General features: G+C 50.4%; 21 protein-coding genes and 1 tRNA gene. 7 read left to right on the top strand and 15 right to left on the bottom strand.

Annotation, left to right across the window (positions count from 1 at the left end):
* Window positions 1–28: 28 nt before the first annotated feature.
* The 4 genes from AAA857_RS06285 to AAA857_RS06300 all read right to left on the bottom strand — a co-directional run bounded on the left by AAA857_RS06285 (window position 29) and on the right by AAA857_RS06300 (window position 2349).
* Entirely contained in the window at window positions 29–1015 is a 987-nt protein-coding gene (locus AAA857_RS06285) for a hypothetical protein (RefSeq protein WP_338174106.1), read from the bottom strand.
* Window positions 1016–1055: 40 nt separating this feature from the next.
* Window positions 1056–1931: a bifunctional 5,10-methylenetetrahydrofolate dehydrogenase/5,10-methenyltetrahydrofolate cyclohydrolase gene (locus AAA857_RS06290; RefSeq protein ID WP_338174107.1), complete on the bottom strand. Its 876-nt coding sequence runs from the start codon at window positions 1929–1931 to the stop codon at window positions 1056–1058.
* Between the two features lie 51 nt (window positions 1932–1982).
* Complete coding sequence (locus tag AAA857_RS06295) at window positions 1983–2213, bottom strand: hypothetical protein (RefSeq protein ID WP_338174108.1); 231 nt, start codon at window positions 2211–2213, stop codon at window positions 1983–1985.
* A 59-nt stretch (window positions 2214–2272) separates the two neighbouring features.
* Window positions 2273–2349 (bottom strand) — tRNA-Thr (locus tag AAA857_RS06300).
* 99 nt (window positions 2350–2448) lie between these two features.
* Here AAA857_RS06300 and AAA857_RS06305 point away from each other — a divergent pair.
* The 5 genes from AAA857_RS06305 (at window position 2449) to AAA857_RS06325 (ending at window position 6552) form a co-directional block, all read left to right on the top strand.
* Complete coding sequence (locus AAA857_RS06305) at window positions 2449–3735, top strand: aminotransferase class I/II-fold pyridoxal phosphate-dependent enzyme (protein ID WP_338174109.1); 1287 nt, start codon at window positions 2449–2451, stop codon at window positions 3733–3735.
* Window positions 3736–3744: 9 nt separating this feature from the next.
* Entirely contained in the window at window positions 3745–4122 is a 378-nt protein-coding gene (locus AAA857_RS06310; protein WP_338174110.1) for a hypothetical protein, read from the top strand.
* Window positions 4123–4184: 62 nt separating this feature from the next.
* Entirely contained in the window at window positions 4185–5669 is a 1485-nt protein-coding gene (locus tag AAA857_RS06315; RefSeq protein WP_338174111.1) for a phenylalanine--tRNA ligase subunit alpha, read from the top strand.
* A gap of 46 nt (window positions 5670–5715) precedes the next feature.
* Window positions 5716–6054: a YbjQ family protein gene (locus tag AAA857_RS06320; protein ID WP_338174112.1), complete on the top strand. Its 339-nt coding sequence runs from the start codon at window positions 5716–5718 to the stop codon at window positions 6052–6054.
* A gap of 9 nt (window positions 6055–6063) precedes the next feature.
* The gene (locus AAA857_RS06325) at window positions 6064–6552 is read left to right on the top strand and encodes a heavy metal-binding domain-containing protein (protein ID WP_338174113.1); all 489 of its coding nucleotides are present in this window, start codon (window positions 6064–6066) and stop codon (window positions 6550–6552) included.
* A 3-nt stretch (window positions 6553–6555) separates the two neighbouring features.
* Here the strand turns inward: AAA857_RS06325 and AAA857_RS06330 are convergent, their stop codons facing one another.
* On the bottom strand, window positions 6556–7029 hold the full coding sequence (locus AAA857_RS06330) for a hypothetical protein (RefSeq protein WP_338174114.1): 474 nt from the start codon (window positions 7027–7029) through the stop codon (window positions 6556–6558).
* A 94-nt stretch (window positions 7030–7123) separates the two neighbouring features.
* Between AAA857_RS06330 and AAA857_RS06335 the strand changes: the two genes are divergently transcribed.
* Entirely contained in the window at window positions 7124–7591 is a 468-nt protein-coding gene (locus tag AAA857_RS06335) for a DUF120 domain-containing protein (RefSeq protein WP_338174115.1), read from the top strand.
* Here AAA857_RS06335 and AAA857_RS06340 read toward each other — a convergent pair.
* The 10 genes from AAA857_RS06340 to AAA857_RS06385 all read right to left on the bottom strand — a co-directional run bounded on the left by AAA857_RS06340 (window position 7580) and on the right by AAA857_RS06385 (window position 18547).
* Window positions 7580–8497 carry a hypothetical protein gene (locus AAA857_RS06340; protein WP_338174116.1) on the bottom strand — a complete coding sequence of 306 codons (918 nt, stop codon included), beginning with the start codon at window positions 8495–8497 and terminating at the stop codon, window positions 7580–7582. The genes AAA857_RS06335 and AAA857_RS06340 overlap by 12 nt on opposite strands.
* A 10-nt stretch (window positions 8498–8507) precedes the next feature.
* Window positions 8508–9026 (bottom strand): hypothetical protein, encoded by a 519-nt coding sequence (locus tag AAA857_RS06345; protein ID WP_338172371.1) that lies wholly within the window; start codon window positions 9024–9026, stop codon window positions 8508–8510.
* Between the two features lie 59 nt (window positions 9027–9085).
* Window positions 9086–10123, bottom strand: coding sequence for a PH domain-containing protein (locus AAA857_RS06350; RefSeq protein ID WP_338174117.1), 1038 nt, complete (start codon window positions 10121–10123; stop codon window positions 9086–9088).
* 67 nt (window positions 10124–10190) lie between these two features.
* Entirely contained in the window at window positions 10191–11399 is a 1209-nt protein-coding gene (locus AAA857_RS06355; RefSeq protein ID WP_338174118.1) for a hypothetical protein, read from the bottom strand.
* 9 nt (window positions 11400–11408) lie between these two features.
* Window positions 11409–12722 carry an ABC transporter permease gene (locus AAA857_RS06360; protein ID WP_338174119.1) on the bottom strand — a complete coding sequence of 438 codons (1314 nt, stop codon included), beginning with the start codon at window positions 12720–12722 and terminating at the stop codon, window positions 11409–11411.
* The gene (locus tag AAA857_RS06365) at window positions 12719–13708 is read right to left on the bottom strand and encodes an ABC transporter ATP-binding protein (protein WP_338174120.1); all 990 of its coding nucleotides are present in this window, start codon (window positions 13706–13708) and stop codon (window positions 12719–12721) included. The genes AAA857_RS06360 and AAA857_RS06365 overlap by 4 nt, the downstream gene beginning before the upstream one ends.
* The gene (locus AAA857_RS06370; RefSeq protein WP_338174121.1) at window positions 13705–14721 is read right to left on the bottom strand and encodes an ABC transporter permease subunit; all 1017 of its coding nucleotides are present in this window, start codon (window positions 14719–14721) and stop codon (window positions 13705–13707) included. Before AAA857_RS06370 ends, AAA857_RS06365 begins: the two co-directional genes overlap by 4 nt.
* Window positions 14718–15728: an ABC transporter ATP-binding protein gene (locus tag AAA857_RS06375; protein ID WP_338174122.1), complete on the bottom strand. Its 1011-nt coding sequence runs from the start codon at window positions 15726–15728 to the stop codon at window positions 14718–14720. The genes AAA857_RS06370 and AAA857_RS06375 overlap by 4 nt, the downstream gene beginning before the upstream one ends.
* 67 nt (window positions 15729–15795) lie before the next feature.
* The gene (gene tgtA, locus AAA857_RS06380; RefSeq protein WP_338174123.1) at window positions 15796–18033 is read right to left on the bottom strand and encodes a tRNA guanosine(15) transglycosylase TgtA; all 2238 of its coding nucleotides are present in this window, start codon (window positions 18031–18033) and stop codon (window positions 15796–15798) included.
* Between the two features lie 61 nt (window positions 18034–18094).
* Window positions 18095–18547 carry a hypothetical protein gene (locus AAA857_RS06385; protein ID WP_338174124.1) on the bottom strand — a complete coding sequence of 151 codons (453 nt, stop codon included), beginning with the start codon at window positions 18545–18547 and terminating at the stop codon, window positions 18095–18097.
* Between the two features lie 434 nt (window positions 18548–18981).
* Between AAA857_RS06385 and sufC the strand changes: the two genes are divergently transcribed.
* The gene (sufC, locus tag AAA857_RS06390) at window positions 18982–19743 is read left to right on the top strand and encodes a Fe-S cluster assembly ATPase SufC (RefSeq protein ID WP_338174126.1); all 762 of its coding nucleotides are present in this window, start codon (window positions 18982–18984) and stop codon (window positions 19741–19743) included.
* Window positions 19744–19745: the final 2 nt, after the last annotated feature.

Below are 19745 nucleotides of genomic sequence, written 5' to 3' on the forward strand. Positions count from 1 at the left end.
CGGCGAACCCCTTTCAATCATTCGTCGTTTAAAACAAATCATCGAGGTCCGGAAGGTCTGGCGTATCCGGAACGGATGGGGCCATTGCTGGTGAGGGTTCGGCAAACAAATCATCAAGATTCGGGAGTTCGGGTGAAGATGTCAGTGTGATTTCAGCATCATCCAGGTCAGAGAGGTCCGGCAACGCCGCTTGCATGACCTCAGGGGCCGGCAGGTCTGGAAGTGCAGGAGCCAATGGCTGAGTGGCGGCTTCCATAGGTAATTCTGGAAGTTCAGGAAGATTCGAAGGAGTCGGATCAATATGGATTTCCTCAACAATCGGTTCAACATGCATGACTTCCGTTACGATTTCAGGCAGTACAGGTAGCGGGACATGGTTTACGCCTTCTGTCACGAACACTCGGTCATGTTCAAGCCCAGGAATGGATGTTGGGTCGACGACAGGTGTATTTTCCCGTCCGGGAAGTGGGACGGGTTGAACGACAACTCGCGTCAACGCCGCTCCGGTTTCTGCATTGGTTGGGGCCGAATCACGTCGGTGATTGTCCTCTTGAGCAAATTCTGTAGTCTTTGCTTCTTCTTGGGCCCGCATGCCGAACTCTCCCGTTGAAAGCGTAGATATTGCGGAGCGGACATCCTCTTCGTTGGTCTGTTGCTCCTGTCCTAGAATTGATGAGAGTATGTTGGCTGTCGTTTGATTGGAGGGTGAGGTAGTCCCTTGTTGATATGAAGTGGTCCTCGAGGAAATTGGAGTTCGCACATCGTCAAAATCTTCAAAGACGCTTGTCGCCTTTGTGGTTGATGCATTGAATTCAGGAATTGCATGTTCGGTGTTGGCCCACTTTGCGAGTCCTCCGAGGATAAGAGCTGCAATCAAAAGCCCAATTTCTTCCAGTCCAATCCCTGATTGCCCCACTACGTTCAGTTGGGAATTTGCTGCGGCTGCTGCGATAAGGAACAGGGCCAACAAGATGGACCCTGCGGCAAGTTTCGGTGCGCGAGGGTCGTGGGCCACAATCACAGCAAGCCGTTCGGGGATATATTGATTCGCACGCTCATTGCATTCGCAATTCTGCTGAACGAACGGTGTTTTCCATCAACATAGCGATGGTCATTGGGCCCACTCCACCGGGAACGGGGGAGAGCCACGATGCCACCTCGCTAACATCTGCACAAACATCACCAGCAAGCCTCCAACCGCGCTCACGGGTTGCGTCATCCACACGATTGATACCAACGTCAACAACGACTGCCCCCGGTTTTATCCAATCCGATTGGACCATTTCAGGACGGCCAACAGCAGCAACCACAAGATCAGCATCCATGCATTCTTCTCGGGGGTTTTGAGTCCTGGAATGAACGATTGTCACCGTGGCATCTGCTCCTTTAGCAGCGAGCAAGAGTGCTTGTGTCATGCCCACGTTAAAGGAACGTCCGATGACGACTGCCTTTTTCCCGGAAAGGTCAATATCGGCCCATTTTAGCATGCGCATGACTCCAGCAGGAGTGCACGGTATCATGCCATCAAGTCGGCCCTGTACGATTCGTCCAAGGTTTGATGGATGGAATCCGTCGACATCCTTACTCGGGTCTATCAAATCGGTAAGGGCTTCTTCATTCACATGAGAGGGCAAAGGCGATTGAATCAAGATTCCGTGGAGGTCCTCCCGTGAATTCATTTCTAATATGTGCTCTTTGAGTACCTCTTCAGAAGTTTCTGTTGGTAGTTCGAGGTGGGTTGAGCGGATTCCCAGACGCTTGCATGTTCTGACCTTAGAATTGACATAAACGTGGGATGCAGGGTCGTTACCGACAATAATGACTGCTAAGTGAGGCTCAACACCGTTCAATTGAAGCGATTTGATTCTTCCAAGAAGTTCTTCCTCAACAGCGGTTGCACATGCTTTTCCATCAAGTCGCTGTGCGCTCATGGCCAATTCCACAAGGTAGCGGGTTTTGAGTGTTCGCTTTCAGTAGGCCGTTCACAGCGGGGTGCGTATGCCCATTGCACGGACGACACACCATCCAGCTCTTGCTTCGTAAATTGCAAAGGCACCGCCAAGAGTCAGGCCGGCAACGGTGATCCATCCCGGTCCGAATGTGAGTACCTCTGCGGCCAGTAAGCCAGCGAGGAGAAGTGCTGCTGCAATCGAAACGACCCCACTAACGAAGCGTGCTACTTTCCCTCTGGCGTCAATATTGCATTGTGGCATGAACAGTGATTACGACCTGGAGTATATCAAGAACTGTTTTCAAACATCAAACGATGATGTGGAGCCAACGGAGGGACTCGAACCCCCGACCGTCTGATTACAAATCAGACGCACTACCAGACTGTGCTACGTTGGCTTCATCCGTTGCGTGTGGGCACCCCTTGATGAATGAAGCGGATGGTCATCCAAGAAAAAGTGGGGTCAAGTCAAAGAACAATGGGGCTAACGGTGGGGCATGGATGATTCACCTGGTATGCAATTTTTGTCATCGCATGGCAAATCCAAAAGCGGCAGTGATGTCATCTTTAGCTGGTTTGCTCGCTATCAAAATGCCGCTGGTGCAGGGGCAGATGCTGTCAACGGAACGGTAGGGGCCTTGCTTGAAAACGATGGAAGTCTTGCCATCAACACCGTTGTAGATTCTGCCTTGCGAGAAGCACCTCCCGTAGAATTCGCCGCCTATGCTCCTCTCAAGGGCCTCCCGAACTTTCTTGACCTTGCCCAAACCTTGGCGCTTGGGGAACACCGTAACACGTTGGAGCGTCTCGGTGTGAATGGAATGGCTACGGCCAGCCCGGGGGGCTCAGGGGCCTTGTTCTTAGCCGCTTCTAATTTCGCTGAACCCGGTCATTCAGTCCTCCTTCGTGATCGGCATTGGGGGCCATACTCTGGTTTCTTGAAGGGATGCAATCTTGAGATTGCAACCTATCCACTCCTCCCAAAGAACGACGAGCCCGACCATCCACATTTTGATGCTAACGGGTTTCAGAACGCTCTCGAATCATTGGCTACCACCCAATCAACGGTCATGACATGGCTGAATGACCCAGCTCACAATCCTACAGGACTCTCCCTTTCCAGCGAAAGCAGATACGCCCTTCTCAATTTGTTCATGGAGAGCGCGACTCGACACGAAGACGTGGGTCATACGCTCCTTATCGATGCAGCTTACCACCTTTATGCAGACGAACCTCATGGATGGGCAGAAACCATCCACGAGGCACTGGACAACGGGCTTCCTTGGCCCGAAAACCTCTTGATATGTTTTGCAGTTTCCCTTTCCAAATCGCATACCATCTACGGTCTAAGAACAGGGGCACTGGTTTGCATTCATCCAGATGAAGCCACCTTAGAAAAATTACGAGAAGTCATGGGAGTCACTGGTCGCCAAACATGGTCGGCTGCTCCACGAATTGCCCAGTATGTTCTCAGTGAAATGCACGGGTCGGAAGAAGGTGGAGCGTCCTGGGGGAAGGAACGTGACCGACTCGCCTCTCTTTTGATTGAGCGTAGGGATGCGTTTGTCAAGGCATGTGCTGAATTGGAGGTGCCCGTTAATCCAACCCATGATGGCTTCTTTGCGTGGTATGAATGCTCAGATCCTGTCGCAGTAGCCGAGGCATGCGCCGACATGCATGTCTATTTGGTTCCACTTAACGGGGGTGTTCGGATTGGACTCTGCGCCATTCCACTTGAGCAAATACCCAAAGTCGCTGAAGCCCTCAAAGCAAGTCAACAATGATGTGATTTCATGACTCGTCTGTCCCGTGAGAATTTCCTCATTACCGGTTTTATTTGCATTGTTTTCGGTGCTTTCATGACCGTTGCAGGCCTTGGTTCAATGGCCGTGACGGTGGGTTTGTTTGGAATTGTATTTTTCTTGGTCGGTATGACGATGAGTCGACAGGTCGGCATGTCTCCCGAAGCCGTTGCTGAATGGTCTCCTGGCGGTGAAATGCTTCCGGATGCTGGGCGCGTGATGTACAGAGTTGACGTGACTCTTGATGAGCCGGTTCGTTCCTCAATTTTATGCGGTCCGTGCGGTCATGTTGAATTGGTTGTGGGGGGCAAACCGTCCACGTATACCTGCCCCTCCTGCAAGATGATGCTGTGGGATGAAGAAGAATAACTTCGCAACATTTGAATCATTTTAGACGGTGATTTCAAGTCGGGTGTTCTGCTGGAAGATGCATGGATGCTCCGAATCTGCTGAATCCAGAGCGACGGATGTTGCTCAAGATGCAGCAAAGCGAGCAGACCGTTTGGTCGCTCGAAGAAATTTTGGTGGCGTGTGAATGGTCCGACCAAGCCGTTGCAGTTGGAGCGGGTCACGGCCTTGAAAATCATGGTTTTGTTACAGTTGAAGAACACCTGACCACTGAAATCCGGTTGGATGCAGAAGGCGAGAAAGCCATTGCATCTGGACTTCTTGAACAGCGACTGTGGGATTGGATGACCGCTGTCAATGAACCATCCATGCGAGCATTACAAACCGAATTTGAGCGCCATGAAGCAGGACCTGGTGTCGGATTACTCAAACAACTCGGAGTGAGTATTGACGGTGGTATTCTCGTTGCTCAAGACCCTTCCCATGTTGAATTGGTTCTCAAAAAGCGTCTGGATTTTCTTAATGCTTTGCCGGCTGAAATGGTTGAAATAGATAGCGAAATGCTCCACCACTTTAGACAACGCAAGGGCTTGATCACTTCGCTGGAACAAACGATTCGGTCATGGTCGATCACCGTTGCGGGAAATGCAGTACTTGGTGAACAATTGAAGGAAAGTGTGGTCATTTCGGAACTCACTCCTGAATTGCTTCAAACCGATGATTGGAAGGATGCCGAATTCAGAGCCTTTGATGTAACGCTTGAATCAGCAACACCCCGTCGAGGACGAAGCCATCCAATGCAAGCCTTGATCGAACGAATTCGTTCGGTGTTCTTGGAAATGGGATTCTCGGAACTGGTCGATGATTATGTTCAAACGGCCGGGTGGAACATGGATGCTCTCTTTATTCCCCAAGACCACCCTGCTCGGGAAATGCAAGATACATTCTACCTCAAAGAGCCTGCGAAAATGGAATTGTCAGAGGATTTGATGGGCAAATGGAAGTCCATTCACGAACATGGTGGAGGTACAGGTTCCACTGGATGGGGCGGCTCTTTTTCTTTTGATACTGCCCAACGTCCTCTTCTTCGAACCCACACGACAGTGAACACCATTCAATACCTCGCTCAACATCCAAAAGAAGCATGTCGGGTCTTTTCTGTTGACCGGGTGTTCCGTAAGGAAGCGATTGACCGCACCCACTTGCCCGAATTTCACCAGATTGAAGGCATCATCATGGAGGAAGGAGCCAACCTACAGATGTTGGTGACGACACTCAAGACCTTCTATGCGAAAATGGGATACCCAGAAGTCCGAGTTCGACCTGCTTACTTCCCATACACGGAACCAAGCCTTGAAATCGAGGTCAAATGGCATGGGAAATGGCTTGAACTGGGTGGAGCAGGTATTTTCCGCCCCGAAGTCACTGAGCCTCTAGGCATTGAATCTCCAGTACTGGCTTGGGGGATGGGGCTTGAGCGCCTCGCTATGCTCGTCCTCGGACTTGACGATATTCGCCAACTTTACATTTCTGATTTGGATTGGCTTCGGCAGCAGCCTCTGCTTTGATGGAGTAACCCTAACTTTGATAGAGTAAATCCGTCCTCATTAGTATATGGAACCCCCTCAAACCATCTCTCTGATGCTTTCCAACGTTGAAACAATCCCTGGCCATTCCGTAGTCTCTTCACTCGGATTGGTCACCGGTTCTACCGTACGTGCAAAGCATATCGGGAAAGATATTTTTGCTGGTTTAAAGAACATCGTTGGGGGAGAGCTCAAGGCCTATACAGAATTGCTCAACGAGTCGAGAAACGAAGCCCTTCAACGAATGATGGTTGACGCCAGTTCACGAGGAGCAAATGCAATTGTGAACGTCCGTTTTGCAACATCCAATGTTGCAGCCGGTGCATCTGAACTTTTCTGCTACGGAACAGCAGTTGTCGTCCAGTGAGGGGATGACATGGATTTTGAACTCATTCTATTTATTCTCCTTGGGTTATTCGCACCTCTTGCTTTTCCCTTATTTTCTTGGGCCATCGGCCGTTGGTATCAGGGCACGCTCTTGAATGCGCTTAACGAACAAGAGAAGCAAAAGAATGCTGCATTTGGGGGTCACCTCGTTGGTTCTACGTCAAGCAAGATGACCACTCTTTCCGCACAGAGCTCAGTACTTCTCCATACAAGCATTGTTGTTGGTCCGTCCATAGGGCAGATGTTCTTCATGTGGGGTAAATCCATTTTTGGCGGACGACTTCATTCCTATGATGTCGTCATTCAATACGGGCGAAGAGAGGTTACTCGCCGGTTGCAGGAACAAGCAACTCAACTCGGCTGTTCATCCATCGTCAATCTACGTATCGAAACTTCGACCATCAGTTTTGCAAAAAATCAGAAAAATAAGACATCGTCAATGGAATTCTTAGCCTATGCTACCGGAATTCGTAACTGATTTTTATTCCCACTCTTCTCGAAATCGCTCCCGGCGACCGACAGCTTCGTCTGTTGAATGTTCTCCATCGGGTGTTGCTTCACCTGGGTCAATGAAGAGGGTTTCATCCTCAGATTCATCTTCATCGTTATTGGCGTCCATTTGATGGCGAAGAAATCTCTTGAAGTTCTCTTTGCTGGCTGCTTTGAAATTGAAATCCTCCTCATCACCGTTTGATTCCCGATTACGCCTTCGTTCCATTCGTTCGTCGTTCATTCGCTGACGATGCCGTTGCTGCCAGAACATTTGAAACAACATTCGCTGCATCTTTGGGTCTTCCGTTAACGGATGTTCATCGGGCCATTCAAACTCCATTACCTGTTGAATGAAAGCGTTGTACACAGTGAGGAACTTCTCCATGTCTTCAATGGTGGTATCAGCATCAGATTCCAGTGTGGTTTCATCGTTTTCTTCTGCACTTTTGTCGTTTTCGTCCATGTCATTCGCCGAGGAATAAATTGGCTGAGAGTATATCAACTCCCGAGGTGGATGAGAACGCATGCTCAAAAAGGGGAAATCTGTCGGGGGTACCATGGAACTGGTCGGGATCGTGAGTAGCGGGCTAGGCAGAGCACATGTTTTCATGGCGCAGCCCCACTATCAGGAACAGTTCCGTGAGATTCTAGGTCAGACTGCTTGGCCGGGCACACTCAATGTCCACATCGAGCCGAGCATCTTGAGCCAATACATCGCTCTGCGCCAACGAGCCGGAATTGATACACTTGACGCTCCAAAACAATCCAGGGAAGATGCACAACATCATGACGTCTCCGCCTACGAACTGATACGGGTTCGCGGTTTTCTGCGAGACGGTGTATCGTTTGGAGGAGCCTCAGCGTTTGAAGCCACCATCACAAGCAACGATGTTTCAATGAAATGCGCCCTGCTCATTCCTGACTTAACCCGCCACGTTGATGTTATCGAAGTGATTTCTTCAGCCTTTCTTAGAGAACATTTTGACCTACGCGATGGCGATGAAGTAACGCTTTCACTCCCCTGAGTTGTGATAACTCAACGGTAGGGTTCCAATCGTAGCCCATTCGCTGTAAAGCATGGTTTTGACTTCGTGTTGTGCAGCACGTTGCCATCGAGAGCGCCGGGTCCGCTCAGCCGTTCGTCCCGTTGGCGGTGGGGAAAGTGAGGTTCTATGACTTGACTCGGGTAGCGGGAATTCATCCCATGAGACACCCCACAAAACAAGCCATTCCGGCGGGGCAACGCCAAAATCTACCGGCTTCATCGGTTCTTTTATGGCTTCCACAATTTCTTCGAGGGCCAATTCGCCGATGGCCAAACGGAAGAGGGCGTTTGCTGTCCTCCTCACCTGATTCCACAAAAAGGCCACTCCGGTCAACTCGAAGCCGATCAATCGACCGTCTTCCATCCAAGGTTCAGCCTTGAGGATGGTTCGCATCGGATTCTTTCCTTCTTCCAAGCGAGCAAAGTTGCGTGCATCGTAAGTTCCAACAAAGCATTGAAGCCAGCTTGTGAACTCTTCAACATCGGGAGCCCTCCAAAACTCCATCCCTTCTAAACGATACCTGTAGACTCGAAATGCGGCCATTCGTGGGTTCCAGTCTTCCTCGACTTCTTCTACGGTAAGAAATGCGATGTTTTTGTCCAAACGATCATCAATGGCTCGGATCATTTTTTTCGGGGTAAGGGCGTTCCAAAGTTCCCGTTCAAGTGTCACAATGCCACCGTTTACACGAACGTGAACGCCTGCATCCGTGCGACTTGACAGTACGAGAAGATGATCTTCGTTATCCTTGTCAAGCCATTTAAGCGAACGGAAAACGTTGATGAGTTCGCCTTGGACCGTGCGAACATCGGGTTGAATTTGGCTGCCGTGGAAGGCGTCTCCCAGATAACCGATGCGAAAGAAAAGGCGAACCGTGGAGGTCACCCTTCGCACCTCATTCTTCGGAGCCGAGGGTTTCAATGGCTTCCTCTACCGAGTAGCCAAGAGCCCCAACTGCCCATTGGAGGGCCTGCTTGAGCCAGGGTTGGACCATTGCATTTTTGCGGGACGGGTCCATGACTTCAATGGCGTCTACAAGATTACGGCTGGCGGTGAAAAGGATTTCGTCAACCGGAATGTCTTCCAGTTCAAGGCGCCGTGCATAGCGTTGGAATTCCTTCACAGCAACCGGGATTCGGCGGCATTCAAGGGCAAAGGATGCGAAATCAGCGATGTACTCCATGTTTTCTTCATCGAGTTCCATTGCGGTTTTGTAGGCTTTCATGATTTTTCGGCCAGCGATGACATCGTCTTGGGCTTCAGTATTTTTCATGTTTGCAAACTCTGCCCACATGTGGTGGAGTTCAGGAACGTCTGCATGGTCTTTGATTTTCCCTTCAAGGTCTGCAAGTGCACCGTCAAGGTCACCGTTGCTGAACATTTCAATGGGGCCTTGGAGTAATTCTTCTGACATCGTTACCATCTCGTATCCCTGCGTAGGGCACAGTACTTTTCAAGCCTCGCTTGAAGCATTCAAGCATCTTCTTTTGAGATAGCGGTCTTGAGGTCTTCAAGCAGATTCGACGAGGAATGCTTCTTGTGCATCTCATTAAGCATCAGTTTCACATTTTCCCACTTGCGAATTTTGTAGAAGCAGTGCTTTGGGTCCGGGTCAACACGGCGAGAGGTACGTTGGTAACTGAGGAAGGCGAAAAAGGACTTGAAGAAACCTTTTCGAACCTTGCTTGCGGTTGAATCTCCGGAGTTCTCCGATGACCCACCACCCGATGAGCCTGCGCTGATGCCGACCGACTCATCCACAAGTCCAATTCCGGAATCGGTCATGATGGTCACTGTCGCATATCCAAGCAGGGTTCCCATAGGGGTACGCTCGACCATGACTTCTGAAATGCGGTCAAAGAGAATGCGTCGGTGGGAGCGTGAGAGCATAAACGAGTGTTGGAAGATGACTGCATTTGACGTGACTGCGTAAGAAAAACTGCGTTGGTAAAACCAAGTCGCCCCCCAGAATCCTAATGTGAAGACAATCCCAAACCAAAAGTAACTGTAATCAATAGGGATGAAAGGTTCCATGTTTTCCGCCAGGAATATGTTTGCAATCGTGGCTACAAGTTGGTCAATTTGAACGATAACTGGGGCGAGTGTAATGACGAGAAGAGCCATCGTTGTCCACCGACCAGAGGTTGAGACATTGAGCATTCGGTTGATCCAAGTGATTCCACCCATGACGACGACGAAACCGATTGGAAGGTCTTCACCGGATGAAAGATCGAGGATGGTACTCAAAAGTTTGAGACCAAACGATGCATCACCGCTGGCTTCAGGCGGGTTGGTGAACAGAAGGTGGACCCCGAAAACCAGCAGTCCAATCAAGTACATTCCCAAGAATGCAAGCGTACTTGGTCGCGCTTCACCGTTTTCCAGAACCGATTCGCCAGATATCAATCTGTATTTCTTATTTTGCGCATCAATACGGGCGCTTTCGGAAGATTCGAGGGTCGTTGCTTCGGTCTTTTCGTCTGTTTCGGGTGCCGGTGAATCTGCGGACATGTCAAGGCCTCTATGCTAGGTTAGAATCACTTATGACAAATACCTTACCCCGTTTGACCCTTAAAATTCAGTGAAGGAAGCCCCATGAGTGTTCAGCGTTTCCTCTTGCCCAACCGTAACTTTTCCGAGTGCGCTGGCCGAATTCGTCATGGATTTCCAATTTCTTTAGTTCAAGTGGATATTCATTGTAGGTGAGGTGTGACCAGAGCCCGCCTCGCGTGGGTTGGTCAAAATGCCAGTGTGCTCGGTCAACTGCTTCAACCTTGAATTGGACCGTCGTTCGCCCATTCCACATCCGAACAGAAAATTCGGGTAGAGGGGATCCTGGGCTTTGTCCATGTGGTCCTTCGACACGATGTGAAACGGTTTTGATGACCTCGACCCTCGCAAAACGTTCGGTTCGCTGATGTTGGGCATCATGGAACAATCCACCTTGTGAGAGTCCGATGTGTTGGATGTCTCGGCGTTTCCATGGTCTTGGGTTTCGAGCGGTGATGGTCGGCGCTAAATGGGGCAAAAACCAATCCAGATATGAGCCGTCTTCAAAGTGCAATACACCCCAATACCACGGAGGCGATGGAGCTTGTACGCACACCTTTTGGAAGTATGCGCTTCCTTGGACCTCTTCTCCGGCGATTGTTCCTTTGACCTTTGTCCCATGAACTCGTAAAATGTCATAGCCCATATTGGCGGCGTACGTTGCGGTTGACGGTCGAGCGACCGACATCGCCGGATTCCACGGTGTAAATTGAAGCGACATATCTTTTGGAGCACCGCTGTTGACCGCCTCCTCATCGCCTTTCAATTCCAACCAAAAGTTGGTCATGTCACTGGTAAGGCCCATCGACAAATCCTCTGTTAGCAGCGGTACAACTGCTCCGCCACCGTTTCCGAGCCCCTTCCCTGGCCAAGCAGGATGTGTGTCGTTCATTGCGATCATTCTGCAAATACGTTTGATGTAGGGTTCATGCATTCTGGCTCCATCAAACCACCATGCGCACACCATGCCGTCAATGGCCATCCCCTCATGTTCATCAAATCCAGGCCGTCCTTTCGGCGTCCAGTCTTGCCCGTTGACATCGACCAAGTCATTGTCTTTCGTTGACCACAGTACCATCAGTTGGCGTCCGCTTGGATTTCCATTCGGGTCGTCCAACATTACCAGCCACCACCACCAATCCCATGTGAGGTGCCACAAGGGTTTTCGTTGGCCAAGGGCCCACATCGTTGAGAAATCTCCATCAAAGACTGGGGGTTCAGGCGGCTTTGAATCCATTTCCTCACCTCAATCGATTTCTTTGGATTTGAACAATGCTCCACCGACAAACCAGAACGTTGCGGCTTGGAAAAGCATGACGCATACAGAAACGACAATCGTGACCAAAGGAGTCATTCCCAATCCCGAATCGGAGGCGAATATTTCCAAAGCGAGCGAGCCAGTCAGCGGCTCAGAACTCTCGTAGGAGCCTCCTGTGTTGCCGCCAGCCCAGAGCCCGAGGGCGATCAAGAGGGAGGTGTCCGTCCATGTGAGAGCAGCCCCCGCATCAACAATATTCATCGCCCATCCAATGACTGAAAACCGTAGTATGGCTGCATCTGGTGCCCCCAAGGTCGTGAGAATCATGCCGAGTTCCCATGCAGCAAACGGCAGTGCCAGGATGATGCCGTGCTTCCAGAGAACGCCGAGCAAACAAAACAGCATGGCGTAAACGAGCATGGAGAGAAGCGATGCAAGAAGCACCGCCATCCAGACTCCAAGGTCACTGAATCTGAAAAAGCCCTCACTTGGTCCGAAGAACCCAGTAACCAATGCAGCCAGAACGACCATGCCCGTCATGTAAGGCCAAGCGAGACCAAGGAATCCCATGATTCGGTAGAGGAATACCTCAGACCTTGCAATTGGTTTGGAGAGCATGTAATGCATGGTCCCCGAAGACATCTCGTCCCGAATAAGTCCAGTCGCCATAAACAACGGGACAAAGATTCCAATCAGGAACACAAATCCAAATTTGCCCAGTGCTAAAACAAACGCACGATGGATGGATTCCTTAGCGTATGCATCTTCATCTGGGTCTTCATCTACATCATTGTCGCTGTTGATAATGGCTTCATTGGAGTAGACTTCGGCAGAAATTTGAACGTCACAAGCGATATTGTTGTTGTTCGTATCCTGTTGTGAGGCAGTTTTTTCTTCGGTTCTACAATCTCCATCATCGTCGTAACCATAACTCCCTTCCGCCAGTGAGTCAATATCAAAACCGTCTTCATTGATCCACTTAGAAGGGTCATCGGGGGCCACGGGCGGGTCGAGTAGCCCTGGGTGCGATTCGGAATCGAGGATATCGGTTCCATAGAGGTTCTCTTGCCCGTTGGGATATCCATCCATGTCAAAATCTCTTGAATCACCATCGTTATCGATAGCATCGTATTCCCTGAGCATTGAATCGATGTAAAACATCGTTAGCACGGCCATTGCAATGAATCCGACACCCATGACAACCCACGTTGACAAACGTTTTCGTTGCTGCCGTAGGGTAAACTCCGCAACCGCCATCGCTTTGCGGTCCAAGGCTCGCCAAATGGTCTGCTTCTCGCTCATGCTCCGCCCCCAGTAAGGTGGCCAAGTAACGATTCAAGGTCGTCATCTGGGTTGTCGATGAGCGTCACTTCATGGCCGTTGTTCACAATCAATCCCGGCAGCTCCGAATGGAGTGATCCGAAATGATAGGTCTGGATGAGAAGTTCTGTTTCGCTTGGGAAACTCAATCCAAACACTGCGGGATGTTCAAGAATATCTTTAGCGAGCGAGCGAGCGTCCTTCCCAACGATTCGAATGGTATGTGGGATTTCATCCAATCGCTCCCTAATGGCGTGAAGGTTCCCGAGGGCTACAAGTTTGCCTTGGTGAAGGATGATGATTTGTTCCGTGATTCGCTCAATTTCGTTGAGAATATGACTGCTTACCAAGACCGTGCGGCCCATTTTCCCAAGTTCTCGTATCACGTTCATCACGGTCGTTCGGGCCAGCGGGTCGCACCCTTGGAGTGGTTCATCCAATACGATCAGTTGTGGGTCATTGACCAATGCATGAGCAATTTTTGCACGTTGCCGCATTCCTTTGGAAAACTTTCCAATTTGTTTGTTAGCAACGTCAGACAATCCGACGAAGTCAAGCACTCTGGCCGCTTCAGCGTTCGCCTTTTCTCGCGTCATCCCGTGCAGACGTGCAAAGGTACTCACAAAGTCAAGGGCCGTCATCCAATCATGCATTTTTTCATGCTCGGGAACAAATCCTACTTTTGCGTAGGGTGCGGGGTTTTTCCACGGGTCTGTTCCAAAGAGGCGTATTTCTCCGGCTGAAGGTTTCAATTTCCCCATGAGCAGCTTGAACAGTGTTGATTTGCCAGCCCCGTTCATCCCTAAGATTCCTGTGACGCCTCCGCTGAGTCCAAGAGTGATGTTGCTCAAGGCATGAATCCGGCCGTAGGATTTTGAAACACCTTGGAAGTAAACGACAGGCATGTCGACATCGGGCTTCCAATCTCGGGTCTGTCCCTTCCCTTCTTGTGTTGGGTCGGGCATCATTCACGGGTCACCTCCATTGACGACACCCTTGAAGACAAAATGTACAAGGCGATTGAATTCATTGCAACAAGAGCCACCAAGGAATACGTCCAAGGATACTGGTCGTAGGTTTGTTGTGTACCAATAAGGGCTTGTCCGACATGGGCTACGCAATCGTAGGGGGAGAGGAGGTACAGAATTTCCCGTTCAAACAGGTTCTTCACGATGGATGCGAGGGTTTTGGAGCCGAAGATGATGGCGATGAGCCCAATGCCGGGGAAGAATTTCCCTTGGGATACGCTGGAGAGTGCAAGTCCTATACTCGTGTAGGTGATGATGAGGATGATGCCGGCAATGAAGCCAGAAAGAAACATTGGGAAGACATCAACCATCCACGCCCAACCTCTTCCAAATGCCAGTATTTCCGCCATAAAATACAGCATGTAGGTCAACAGAACGACAAGCGATTGGATCAATGCAACGGAGAGATACTTCATTCCGATGTAATCAAACCTCGAAACAGGTCGAGAGAAATACAAAGCCGAAGTACCGTGTTGTCGGTCTTCGGAGATCACACTCCCTACCAGGAGTGCTGCAACCAGCGGATAGAACAGGACGTTTCTAGGGAAGAATCCCAGTACATGTCCGTACAGATTGTCCCGGCTCACACCGAACAATGAGTGGAACTCTGCACTTCCAACGAGACTGGCGAGGAGTGTAAATGCGGCATCCGTTAAGGAGCCAATGAAGGCGATGAGAATGAAAATTCGTGTAGGCATGGACCACGGCCGGTGCCCTTTCTTGAAGATTCCAAGCAGGTGATGCCTTAGGATGGACCAGTTTCTCATCCATCGCGGGTTCAAGGTTCCGTTCCAGCTGGTGTATTTTTGCTCAAAGATTTCGCCTCCTTGGGCGGTTTGAGCGCCGGTTTGAGTGGCATCAACTTCATCTCCACTGTTTGAACCCCAAGCCACATCCATACGACCCGGGCCGGTGATGGGGGCTTCCGCTTCGGGGGCAGGCTCGTCGTTCATGCCGCTCCACCTCCGAGCGATTCTGGTGCGTCAACCCGACGTCCTTCTATCGGAGAGGACAAAAGGTCGTCACTGGATTTCACATCGTATCCAAGATTTTCCATAATGGCCAGAAAGAGGTCTTCAAGCGAAGCTTCGTACTCATGCATTCTACGAATTTGAGCGCCGACCTCACTCGCTGCTTGCAGGATATGGGTTGTTGTACGCTCTTGAGTGTTCGCAACACGCATGACACGACCTTCTCTTCTCACCCTGAATCCGCGGTCTCTTAGCAGTTCTTCCAGCCGAGTCGCTCCTCCCCACACGTGGATTTCAACTTCCCTATCTATCGCTTTAAGGTCTTCAATTCTCCCTTGTGCAGCCAATTTGCCCTTGTGGAGTAACACGATGTTCTCACAAACACGCTCAACATCTTCCATCAAATGACTTGCCATAAGGACCGAGCGTTGGCCTTCATTGACCATCGTATTCAGGGTTGAAATCATAAATTCCCGTGTTTTTGCATCAAGGCCGTTTGAAGGTTCATCAGCAATAATCAATTCCGGGTCATGGATAATGGCACACGCCAGTTTCGTGGCTTGTTTCATCCCAGTTGAGAAGCTTTTGATTTCACGGTAGCGTTGTTCTCCCATCCCCACAAACTGAAGGGCTTCATGGGCGCGATTAAGGGCGACAACGGGATTCATGCCGAGAAGTTCCCCCGAATATCGTACTTGGTGAATTGCATCCATTTCAGGATTCAATGCATCGTATTCGGGCATGTATCCGATACGGGAGCGGATGGCTTCTCCTTGAGTTTTGATGTCGAGCCCAAGGACGGTTGCTTCTCCTGATGTGGCTTGGATAAGGCCCAAGATCGTTTTCAAAAAAGTGGACTTTCCAGCTCCGTTCGGTCCAAGAAGAGCGGTTGCTCCCCGAGGGACGGAGAGGTTAAGGTCGGCCAGAGCCACATGCGGGCCATAGGATTTGGTAAGGCCCTTACTGTGAATGACAAGGTCATCATCCATAGGAGCCACAAAAATACGAGATAAACGGCGACCCTTGAAGCCTTTGCCTCTATGGGAACAAGTTGCTTTATTCCTCTTCGAGTATCCCGCCTCGAGTCTTTACGGCAATTCCTTTGGTAAATACGCCGAGTTCATTGGCGTTGCATTGAGATATTCCGTGACCCAACAACGCTCCTGATTCATTGAGGATGAGGCATGCTTCTCCAGGAAGGACCCACCGGTCACAAGCGATTACAAATCCATGAAATACATTTCTTCCCTGACGAACGTAGGGTTCAGCATCACTCGCTACCACCACACAAGCGGGGCCGTTTCCTGACGTTCCGTTCCATTCGGAAATTGGTATTGTTTTGGGCAATGGCTCCGTACGCTTACCGAACATATGGAGCGCACCAGCGTTTGCCAGGGAAAGTCCACCGTCTCTCAATCGAGGACTGAGCATGTGTTCGCCAGAGGAATCCAAGACGTTCTTAACACGGCCTTGTCGGTTGATGACAAATGTTGCGCCTTCTGCAATCGCTTCTGAACCGAAACGGTCCATGTTCAACATCACCATCATTTTCTCAATGGCCTGATGTTGATTTAGGACACCATCAATCTCCTTTCTGTCTTCGCTTTTCATCGGAGCATGAAGATGTTCTGATGACAAATTTAATTGATCCAAGGCGCTTTCCATGCGAGCCTTGATTCCATCTCCCTTCGCATCAATGCATGCATAGGGGACATCCCCCATCCCCAATCGTTCGAGTTCTCGTTGAATCCACAAATCATCGGGGCGATGGTCAAGAACCCAATCAGGGGCGTTGACGTGCGCGAATGGATTGACATCTTCAAGAGCCACGGGTATCAGGCCCAGTGGTGTTAGCATGAGGGTTTGTACGTTAGGGAAATGATGTTGAAGCCAAATGAATTGGTCAATAAGTCGGTCTCTGAACGGGCCGCGAATCCCATGAAAAATTACCGCACAATTCGTTTCACCTCGCGATGTCCATCGCGTGTGGATTGCTCTACGCGCTTTCTGAATGTGAGGGCGGACAAAGGTATCATCTCCCGACCATTGGACGCCGCCGGTTCGTGGTGTGTGCTGATTCCAAACGACCCAGTCCCAGGCATCTTCCCACATTCCTCGGTCTGTTTGGAGGTCCTTTGCAGCATCGCGGTCGTTGTAGAACAGGTCGGGGCGTTGGTTGCTGTTGAGCGCCGGCCGGGTTGATAACCAAAGGAAGGCTTCTCGCAGAGCAGGGTGTTGATGGCTACGCTGTTCTGCAAGCTGCCAAATCTTGCCGTCACGCACTGCCTGTTTGCATCGGGCAAGTTCCGCAAGCGTGACCTCAAGGTTATAGTGAGCAAGGCATTGTTCTTTCTTCAACGCAGGCATCGCTCGGACATCTGCTGGACTCAGCATGGCAACACAAGGCATCAGCATGGGCCAATCGACCAGGTCGTCAATGCGTTCGGTCCCCCATGGGGTGAGCAGTCGACCATCTCTTGCAAACAGTGCATAGGCTGCTGAATCAAACAAGTCAGCTCCAAGTGCAATTGACATTGGAAACAGCATGGGATGTCCGCAACCAAACATGTGGATGGGACGGTTCGGGGGCAGATGCGGTAACGTGGCCATCATGATTTTTGCATAATCCTTGTACCGTTGCTGTTCCATCACAGGAACGATGCCACCGATTGGATGGACTGAGAAGTCATGTGGAGCCATCAGTTGTGCGGAAAGTTGGCGCAATTTACGAAAGACGCCACCCTGAATCGGGCCGTTCAGCATGGTGTCACCTGAAGCCTCAACACTTGCTTTGGCCCTTTTCACCGTCTCATGCACCGCTTCTTCTACTTCGGATTCTGTCATGTCAGGGCGTGAAAATACATCGAGCATTGTGGCGATGTCGACGCCAATAGAGCGTTGGAAGGTTACAATCTCTTCAACCCCGACCTCAACATCTCCGTAGATGTAGGATTGAAATGTTCCCGAATCGGTCATGACTACACCCGGGAAATCCAACAGAGCATGGACGCCGTTTTCTTGCGCTTGGGTTTTTAGATTCTCATGCTTCCAAATAATGTAGGAATTAGTGATCAGGGCTCCGATGCCGTATCTGTCCCACATTTCCCGTGGTTCTATGGTTCGAATGTTTGGATTGACAACTGGGAGAAGAGCAGGTGTATCCAGAACGCCATGCACGGTGTGCAGTCGTCCCAGGCGGGCGCGGCCATCCCTTTGGGTGACTTCGAATTTCCCACGGTCTTGTTCACGGCAGGGCTTAGGGTCTTTGCGAGTGCCTTCCTTCCATGCGACCATGTCCGACCCTCGGGGCTTGAATTATCAAAGCCTCGGCTGGGATGGGTGGGGTGGATTCTGATTAAGCGTCAACAAACTCGACTTTGCCATGGGCCAAAATGAATTCCCTTCCGAGCTCATCAAACGTGTCAAGAAGAGCAGACGAGAACAGAATCGAGTGGATTTCATCATCGTTCTCGAGGTCTGTTTTCACGCCCTCAAGCGTACCGGGTGCAGCTCCGCAAGAGAGGCATGCACCGGTAAGGTCCAATACGATGTCAAGGCCGCTTTCCGTACTCGAACAGCGGGTTACTGCAATGCCTCCACCGTGACCGTCTAGGGCCGCTCTGACCGCTCCCAAGCGTGAGAGCAATGCGGGAACGAAATGGTCGGACGTTGTGAGATTTTTGAGGGACATGTTTCGCAGTCGTTCTTCCTCTTCTGGGTTCGTTGTTTCGGCAATTCGGCGTTGTGACTCTGCATCCATTGCCGCTTTTGCCTCAGCAGCATATTTCGCCACCAAGTCGTCTTCCATGGGTGAAGGTGGAAGCGGTTGGCTATCAACTCTCGTCTACAGCACCCATATGCTTCCATGGATTGCGCTTTGATTCAAGTGGGAGAAGTGGTATCTGCTGCGATACTTTAGTTGTTGAAAAGGAACTTTCCCATCTTAATACAGGCTGCTTTTGGAACGGGCAAGGAGGAATGAAGAACATGAGCAAATGCGGGTGTGGACGATCGCCTACTGGGATGTGCAAAGGATGGCACGGACTAAGTGAGGAAGCGTACGAGAAAAAACTGTTAGAGCACAAAGAAGAAACCAAAGAAGAGTCATCATGAACTGGAGTCAAAAACAGATAATGGCCCAAGCCAAATCGGATTCCATCGATCATCTTTATGCAATTGGTTGTGCGAGTTGGGAATCTGACCCACAACATCCCTTCATAAAGGATGGACGGGAGCGTTGTAATGGGTGTGACTGGAGTGGAAGAGATACTGCGTATTGAAAATCTCCATGTGAGTGTCGACCAAACCCCGATCATCAAGGGCTTGAGCCTCACCATTCACCAGGGGGAAATCCACGTGATCATGGGTCGCAATGGCGCTGGTAAATCGACGCTAGCAAGCGTCCTCATGGGCCATCCTGCATACGAAATCACCGAGGGTACAATTCACTACTTGAGTCAGCCCTTGGAAGAACTCAGTGTCTTTGAACGGGCACGGGCTGGTATGTTTTTGTCATTTCAATACCCTGTTGTGATCCCTGGAGTACAGGTCGGGACGTTCTTGAAAAAGTCCGTTCAATCGGTTCGCGATGAACCCATCAAAGGGCGAGCATTCAGAAAAGAACTCAATGAAGCCATGAATACGCTTGACATGAACAAGTCCGTTCTCTCAAGGTACGTCAACGATGGTTTTAGTGGTGGTGAAAAGAAGCGCTTGGAGATTCTCCAAATGCTGATGTTGAATCCGAAACTTGCGCTCTTGGACGAAACAGACTCCGGCTTGGATATTGACGCACTTCGCATCGTGGCCAAAGGAATCAACCAAGTCGCTCCCCAGGCAGGCTGTCTCATTATCACACACTATCAACGACTTTTAGACCATGTCAAACCCACCTATGTCCACGTTATGATCGACGGTCAGATTCTGCTGACAGGCGGTCCTGAACTGGCTGTTGAGTTGGAAGAGAAAGGTTACGATTGGATCGATGACGCACCGGAGGCCTGAAC

Origin of the sequence: Candidatus Poseidonia alphae, assembly GCF_943787815.1 — an archaeon.
Classification (GTDB): Archaea; Thermoplasmatota; Poseidoniia; order Poseidoniales; family Poseidoniaceae; genus Poseidonia; species Poseidonia alphae.

Coding starts and splice junctions, on each gene's coding strand:
- AAA857_RS06290 (WP_338174107.1), bottom strand. CDS start 1,931: ATGAGCGCACAGCGACTTGATGGAAAAGCATGTGCAACCGCTGTTGAG.
- AAA857_RS06295 (WP_338174108.1), bottom strand. CDS start 2,213: ATGCCACAATGCAATATTGACGCCAGAGGGAAAGTAGCACGCTTCGTT.
- AAA857_RS06305 (WP_338174109.1), top strand. CDS start 2,449: ATGGATGATTCACCTGGTATGCAATTTTTGTCATCGCATGGCAAATCC.
- AAA857_RS06310 (WP_338174110.1), top strand. CDS start 3,745: ATGACTCGTCTGTCCCGTGAGAATTTCCTCATTACCGGTTTTATTTGC.
- AAA857_RS06315 (WP_338174111.1), top strand. CDS start 4,185: ATGGATGCTCCGAATCTGCTGAATCCAGAGCGACGGATGTTGCTCAAG.
- AAA857_RS06320 (WP_338174112.1), top strand. CDS start 5,716: ATGGAACCCCCTCAAACCATCTCTCTGATGCTTTCCAACGTTGAAACA.
- AAA857_RS06325 (WP_338174113.1), top strand. CDS start 6,064: ATGGATTTTGAACTCATTCTATTTATTCTCCTTGGGTTATTCGCACCT.
- AAA857_RS06330 (WP_338174114.1), bottom strand. CDS start 7,029: ATGGACGAAAACGACAAAAGTGCAGAAGAAAACGATGAAACCACACTG.
- AAA857_RS06335 (WP_338174115.1), top strand. CDS start 7,124: ATGGAACTGGTCGGGATCGTGAGTAGCGGGCTAGGCAGAGCACATGTT.
- AAA857_RS06345 (WP_338172371.1), bottom strand. CDS start 9,026: ATGTCAGAAGAATTACTCCAAGGCCCCATTGAAATGTTCAGCAACGGT.
- AAA857_RS06350 (WP_338174117.1), bottom strand. CDS start 10,123: ATGTCCGCAGATTCACCGGCACCCGAAACAGACGAAAAGACCGAAGCA.
- AAA857_RS06355 (WP_338174118.1), bottom strand. CDS start 11,399: ATGGATTCAAAGCCGCCTGAACCCCCAGTCTTTGATGGAGATTTCTCA.
- AAA857_RS06360 (WP_338174119.1), bottom strand. CDS start 12,722: ATGAGCGAGAAGCAGACCATTTGGCGAGCCTTGGACCGCAAAGCGATG.
- AAA857_RS06365 (WP_338174120.1), bottom strand. CDS start 13,708: ATGATGCCCGACCCAACACAAGAAGGGAAGGGACAGACCCGAGATTGG.
- AAA857_RS06370 (WP_338174121.1), bottom strand. CDS start 14,721: ATGAACGACGAGCCTGCCCCCGAAGCGGAAGCCCCCATCACCGGCCCG.
- AAA857_RS06375 (WP_338174122.1), bottom strand. CDS start 15,728: ATGGATGATGACCTTGTCATTCACAGTAAGGGCCTTACCAAATCCTAT.
- tgtA (WP_338174123.1), bottom strand. CDS start 18,033: ATGGTCGCATGGAAGGAAGGCACTCGCAAAGACCCTAAGCCCTGCCGT.
- AAA857_RS06385 (WP_338174124.1), bottom strand. CDS start 18,547: ATGGAAGACGACTTGGTGGCGAAATATGCTGCTGAGGCAAAAGCGGCA.
- sufC (WP_338174126.1), top strand. CDS start 18,982: ATGGGTGTGACTGGAGTGGAAGAGATACTGCGTATTGAAAATCTCCAT.